Genomic DNA, 6,464 nt, shown 5'->3' with positions numbered 1-6,464 from the left:
GCGAGTTTGCCTCCTTCTCCGCACGGTTACAGAAATTCAAGGAGTCTTTCGCCATCTCGGGCGCGCATTTCTTTGCTTACTTTCTTTGGGCAAGACCAAAGAAAGTGAGTCAGCCCCGGCAGGGGATGAAACAAGGGATGCACCAACAACCCAGAACTCAAAAAAAACACCCATCAACGCCCAGCCCCGTTGTGCCGCCGTGACGCCCCGCGTGCAGCACACAACGCTTTGGAACCCGCATTGACCGACGTTGACACACATCAACCCGGCGCGCACATCGCGGTTTTAGGATGAACCATCGCCCCCACTAGAACCGCCCCATGTTTCCGTTCGCCAAGCCGGCCGACCCTCCGTCCGCCGCCAACGACAGCGCTTTCCGCTGGTCGGCTCCCCAGGTGCGCGCGCTCGCGCAGCGTTTTGATACGCACGGCCCGCGCTATACCTCCTATCCGACGGCTGACCGCTTTCACAACCAGTTTGGCAACGCCGATTACCTCGACGCCTTGCACCGCCGCGCCGCGATCGCGCCTGCGCTGCATGCGCCGCTGTCGCTGTACATGCACCTGCCGTTTTGCGCGAACCTCTGCTACTACTGCGGCTGCAACAAGGTCATCACGAAGGACCGCTCGCGCAGTGCACGCTATGTTGAAACGCTCGCGCGTGAGATGGCCATGGTGGCCAACCAGATCGGCCCACTGCGCCGCGTGACGCAATTGCACTGGGGCGGCGGCACGCCCACGTTTCTCGCGCACGACGAGATGCGGGCCGTGATGGCCGCGACGCGCGAGCATTTTGCGCTGACGGGCGACGCCGAAATTTCCGTCGAACTCGACCCGCGCCACGCCGACGACGCCACGCTCGAAGTCCTGGCCGAGATCGGTTTCAATCGAGCAAGCCTCGGCATTCAAGACTTCGACCCCGAGGTGCAGCGCGCCGTGCATCGCACGCAGAGCGTGGAAGAGACGCGCCGCGTGGTCGACACCGCGCGCCGGCTGGGCTTCGAGTCGATCAGCTTCGACCTGATCTACGGCTTGCCGCATCAACGCACCGAGACCTTCAACGCCACGCTCGATCGCGTGCTGGAGATGGCGCCCGACCGGCTGTCCGTCTACAGCTACGCGCATCTGCCGCACCTGTTCAAGCCGCAGCGCCGCATCGATCTGCTCGCGCTGCCGACCGCCGACGAAAAACTCGATTTGCTGGCGATGACGGTGGAGCGCCTCGTTGCCGAGGGTTATGTCTACATCGGCATGGACCACTTCGCGCGGCCTGACGATGCGCTTGCCATCGCGCAGCGTGAAGGCCGGCTGCAGCGCAATTTCCAGGGCTATTCCACGCACGCCGATTGCGACATGCTGGCGTTTGGCGTGTCCGCGATCAGCCGCGTGGGCGATGTGTATGCGCAGAACGAAAAGGATCTCGACGCGTACTACGCCCGCATCGATGCCGGCGAGCTTGCCGTGCTGCGCGGCATGTCACTCACGCCGGACGACCATGTGCGCCGCGCGCTGATCGGCGAGCTGATGTGCGGATTTGAACTGAACATGCGCACCTTCGGCGCGCGCCACGGGCTGGACTTCAAGCGCAGCTTTGCGGACGAGCTGCGGGCGCTGGCGCCGTTGGAGGAAGCCGGACTGGTGCGGGTGGGGGACGAACGCATCGTCATCACGCCGCAAGGGCGGCTGCTCGTGCGCCGCATCGCGATGGTCTTCGATTCGCACCTGCGCCAGGCGGGCACGGAGCGCGCGGTGGAAGCCGGGGGCAAGCCCGTCGGCTTCGTTCCGCGCTACTCCAAGGTGGTCTGACGCAGCGTCAGGCCGTCGCGGCTTCGAACTGCTCTGCGCGCGTTTCGGTCTGGGCGGCTGCCACGGTCTGTGGCCAGATTTCCGCCAGGCGCAGCAGGTTGGTCGAACCGGCCTGGCCGAACGGCATGCCCGCCGTGATGGCGATCTGGTCGCCCGACACGGCAAAGCCTTCACGCGCGGCGGCCCGGCACGCCGCGTCCACCATCTCGTCGACATTGCTCACGTCCGGGCTGACCGTGCTGTGCACGCCCCACGCGATGGCCAGCCGGCGCGCCGTGTCCAGGCGCGGCGTGATGCTGACGATGGGCGCCAGTGGCCGCTCGCGTGCCGCGCGCAGGCTCGTCTTGCCGCTTGACGTGTAGGTGACGGTGGCCACTGCGCCGAGGATGTGCGTCACGTCACGCAAGGCCGCGCAGATGGCGTCCTGCCGGGTCGGCAGCGGCGGTTGGTGTTGCGCGTCGATCAAGTTGCGGTACAGCGGGTCGCGCTCGGTCTCGGCAATGATGCGGTTCATGATGCTGACTGCCGCCACCGGGTGCTTGCCGCTGGCCGACTCGGCCGACAGCATCACGGCATCGGTGCCGTCGTACACGGCGCTGGCCACGTCGGAGGCTTCGGCGCGTGTCGGCACTGGCGCTTCGATCATCGATTCCAGCATCTGCGTGGCCACCACCACCGGCTTGCCATGCTGGCGCGCCATGCGCAGGATGCGCTTCTGCACACCGGGCACGCGCTCGGGCGGCAGCTCCACGCCCAGATCGCCGCGCGCCACCATCAGCGCGTCGGAGGCCTGCACGATGTCTTCCAGGTGCAGCAGCGCGGCGGGCTTTTCGATCTTCGAGAGCAGCCCAGCGCGGTCGCCAATGATCTCGCGCGCGGCGATCACGTCTTCGGCGCGCTGCACGAACGACAGCGCAATCCAGTCCACGCCCAGTGACAGCGCGAAGTCCAGATCGCGCAGGTCTTTCTCGGTGAGCGCAGGGATGGGGATCACAGCGTCCGGCACGTTCACGCCCTTGCGGTCGGACAGCGGGCCGCCATCGACCACGCGCGTGACGATGGCTGTCGGGTCGGCGGCTTCCACGGCCAGGCGGATCTTGCCGTCGTCCAGCAACAGCGACTGGCCCGGCGCGGTAGCGGCGTACAGCTCCGGATGCGGCAGATGCACACGCGTGACATCGCCCGGCGTCGGGTCGCGGTCGAGCACAAAGCGGTCCCCGTTTTTGAGCACGACGCGGCCGTCGGCGAACGTGCCGATGCGCAGCTTCGGACCTTGCATGTCAGCGAGGATGCCGATCGGGCGGCCGGTCTCGGCCTCCACCGCGCGCACGGTGTCGTAGCGCTTGCGGTGATCTTCGTGCGAGCCGTGGCTGAAGTTCAGGCGAAAGACGTCCGCGCCGGCGTCGAAGAGGGCGCGGATGGTGTCTTTGTCGCTGCTGGCGGGGCCTAGGGTGGCGAGGATTTTGGTGTTGCGGAAGCGGCGCACTTTGTTGCTCCGGGTGGGGGTTGTTTATTTGCTTGGTTGGGCCTTGGTGGTCCACTCCCTTTCACCCCTGCCGGGGGCGACTCACTTTCTTTGTCTTGCCAAAGAAAGTAAGCAAAGAAAGGCGCGCCCGAGATGGCGACCCCTTCCTTGAATTTGTGTAACCGGGCGGAGAACGGGAAAACTCGCTTCGCTCAGACAGTTCCCGTTCTTTTTTCCGCCCGCTTACACAAATTCAAGGCGCCATCTAGGGCAGGGTACGGCCACACAATCTGTGTGCTGTCCTAGGTGGCTCTTGTTTGTTGCTGTGTTGCTCGCTTTGCTTCGCGTTGTGCTGCTGGTTCCTGCTGCAGTCGTGGCCGATGGTTTGGCCGTTGACGTTCCTGCCCTAGATGGCGCCTTGAATTTCTGTTGCAGAGAGGAAAAAGGAAGGGAAACTGTCTGAGCGCAGCGAGTTTTTCCCTTCCCCTCTCTGCGACATAAATTCAAGGGGAAGTCGCCATCTCGGGCGCGCCTTTCTTTGCTTACTTTCTTTGGCAAGACAAAGAAAGTGAGTCAGCCCCGGCAGGGGATGAAACAAGGGATGCACCACAAAACCAAAACCCCCATCCACCCCTCGCCCAAAAAATTAGCCGGTAATCAAAATCGCCCGAAAATCATTCACATTAGTCCGGGTCGGCCCAGTCACAATCAAATCGCCAAGCGCGTCAAAAAACCCATACCCATCGTTGTTGTCGAGCAATTGCTTAGCCCGCAACCCAAGCGCTTCAGCACGCGCCAGGCTATCCGGCGTCAACATCGCGCCAGCGTTGTCTTCCGAGCCATCGATGCCATCGGTATCGCAAGCAATCGCATGCACACCCGGCAAACCATCCAACGCCACGCCCAGCGCCAGCAGGAACTCGGCATTGCGCCCGCCGCGCCCATTACCACGCACGGTCACCGTGGTTTCACCACCCGACAGAATCACGCACGGTTTGGTGAACGGCTGATTGCGCGCCACGATCTGCCGCACGATGCCGGCATGCACTTCGGCCACATCGCGCGCCTCGCCTTCAATGCTGTCCGACAGGATGTGCGCCTCGTAACCGAGCGCGCGTGCCTGCGCGGCAGCCGCTTCGAGCGCGTGCTGGGCCGTCGCGATGACGTGGCTGCGATGGCCTTCGAAACGTGCATCGCCCGGCTTGGGCGTCTCGCCCGCGCCGGTTTCCAGATGACGGCGCACCGCTTCCGGCACGTCGATGCCGTATTTGTCGATCACGGCCAGCGCATCTGCGCAGGTGGTGGCGTCGGGCAGCGTCGGGCCGCTGGCGATGAGCGTCGGGTCGTCGCCGGGAATATCCGAGATCAGCAGCGTCTCGACGCGCGCCGGTGCGCACGCCAGTGCCAGGCGCCCGCCCTTGATCGACGACAGGTGCTTGCGCACGCAGTTCATCTCGCCGATGCTCGCGCCGCTCTTGAGCAGCGCGCGGTTGACGGACTGCTTGTCGGCCAGCATCAGGCCTTCGGCGGGTGCAGCCAGAAGGGCCGAGCCACCGCCTGAGATGAGGCACAACACGAGGTCGTCTTCCGTCAAACCTTCGAGCAGCCCAACCATGCGTTGCGCGGCGCGTTGGCCGGCTGCATCGGGCACGGGGTGCGAGGCCTCCACCACTTCGATGCGGCCCTGCGTGCCGGGCGCGCGGCCGTGCTCGTAACGCGTGACGACCAGGCCGGACAGCTCGCCCTTCCAGTGCTGCTCCACCGCCTCGGCCATCGCCGCTGCGCCCTTGCCGGCGCCGATGGCGATGGTGCGGCCACGCGGCGGTTCCGGCAGGAATGCCGGCAGGCATTGCGCAGCGCTGACCGCAGCCACCGCGGTATCAAACAGGCGGTGCAACAGCGCGCGCGGCGACGGATTGGGCAAGGCGGCGCGCAGGGCGGCCTGGGCAGACTGGTCGTGGTGCATGGCAGAAAGCGGGGAAACAGCAAAAAGACTGCCGCCGCCCGAAGGCTGCGACAGTGCACACAACTTAGGCGCGCATTCAGGCGATGTCGTGGTTCGACATGATCTCGATCGCGCGGCACAGCGCCGAATGATCTTGCTTGCCCATGCCGTTGGCGGCGCACGTGTTGAACAGCTCCTGCGCGGTGGCCGTGTTCGGCAGCGCCACGCCCAGCGTCTTCGCACCTTGCAGCGCCAGGTTCAGATCCTTCTGGTGCAGCTCGATGCGGAAGCCCGGATCGAACGTACGCTTGACCATGCGCTCGCCGTGCACTTCCAGGATGCGCGAGGCCGCGAAGCCCCCCATCAGCGCCTGACGCACCTTCGCCGGGTCGGCGCCGGCCTTCGATGCGAATAGCAGCGCTTCGGACACGGCCTGGATGTTCAGCGCCACGATGATCTGGTTGGCCACCTTGGTCGTCTGGCCGTCGCCGTTGCCGCCCACCAGCGTGATGTTCTTGCCCATCAGCTGGAACAGCGGTGCCACGCGGTCGAACGCAGCCTGCTCCCCGCCCACCATGATCGTCAGCGATGCAGCCTTCGCGCCCACTTCGCCGCCCGACACCGGAGCATCCAGGTACTGCGCGCCGGTCTTGTTGATGCGGGCTGCGAAGTCCTTCGTCGCGATCGGCGAGATCGAACTCATGTCGACGACGATCTTGCTGGCAGCAGCGTCCTTGCCGGCATCCTTCAGCGCCTTGGCGACACCCTTCTCGCTGAACAGCACCGCTTCAACGTGCGGGGTGTCCGGCACCATGATGAAGATGATGTCGGCACGCTTGGCGACTTCTTCTGCGCTCGTGCAGACCGTCACACCGGCTTCCACCAGCGCGGCGGGTGCCGGGTTGACGTCGTGCACGAAGAGCGTGTGGCCGGCGGCGCGCAGGTGGCCTGCCATGGGGGCGCCCATGATGCCGAGGCCGATGAAACCGAGGTTGAGGTTGTTTGCCATGGTGAGGGATCTCCTTGGTTTGGATGTGTTGGTGGTTCGTGGTTTGTGGCTTGGGCCTTGGTGGTCCACTCCCTTTTCACCCCCTGCCGGGGGCGACTCACTTTCTTTGTCTTGCCAAAGAAAGTAAGCAAAGAAAGGCGCGCCCGAGATGGCGACACCCTCCTTGAATTTGTGTAACCGGGCGGGGAAGGAGGCAAACTCGCTGCGCTCAGACAGCCTCCTTCCTTTTTCCGCCCGCTT

5 protein-coding genes are annotated in these 6,464 nt (G+C 64.8%); 2 read left to right on the top strand and 3 right to left on the bottom strand.

Annotation, left to right across the window (positions count from 1 at the left end):
* The coding region (locus R2676_RS26085; RefSeq protein WP_316857701.1) for a hypothetical protein at positions 1–203 on the top strand (203 nt) is incomplete at its 5' end.
* 117 nt (positions 204–320) lie between these two features.
* A complete protein-coding gene (gene hemN, locus R2676_RS26080) occupies positions 321–1,805 on the top strand; it encodes an oxygen-independent coproporphyrinogen III oxidase (RefSeq protein WP_206271047.1) in 1,485 nt (494 codons plus the stop codon).
* Positions 1,806–1,812: 7 nt separating this feature from the next.
* Here hemN and pyk read toward each other — a convergent pair whose 3' ends face one another.
* The 3 genes from pyk to glxR all read right to left on the bottom strand — a co-directional run bounded on the left by pyk (position 1,813) and on the right by glxR (position 6,293).
* Positions 1,813–3,291 (bottom strand): pyruvate kinase, encoded by a 1,479-nt coding sequence (gene pyk, locus R2676_RS26075; RefSeq protein ID WP_104611115.1) that lies wholly within the window; start codon positions 3,289–3,291, stop codon positions 1,813–1,815.
* Positions 3,292–3,916: 625 nt separating this feature from the next.
* Positions 3,917–5,236 (bottom strand): glycerate kinase type-2 family protein, encoded by a 1,320-nt coding sequence (locus R2676_RS26070; protein WP_206271046.1) that lies wholly within the window; start codon positions 5,234–5,236, stop codon positions 3,917–3,919.
* Between the two features lie 76 nt (positions 5,237–5,312).
* Entirely contained in the window at positions 5,313–6,293 is a 981-nt protein-coding gene (glxR, locus tag R2676_RS26065; RefSeq protein WP_316857703.1) for a 2-hydroxy-3-oxopropionate reductase, read from the bottom strand.
* Between the last annotated feature and the right edge of the window lie 171 nt (positions 6,294–6,464).

Origin of the sequence: Ralstonia flatus (assembly GCF_958439105.1) — a bacterium.
GTDB classification, from domain to species: Bacteria; Pseudomonadota; Gammaproteobacteria; order Burkholderiales; family Burkholderiaceae; genus Ralstonia; species Ralstonia flatus.
Note: the sequence above shows the minus strand (reverse complement) of the source record. Positions and strands in the feature narration are given on the sequence as shown.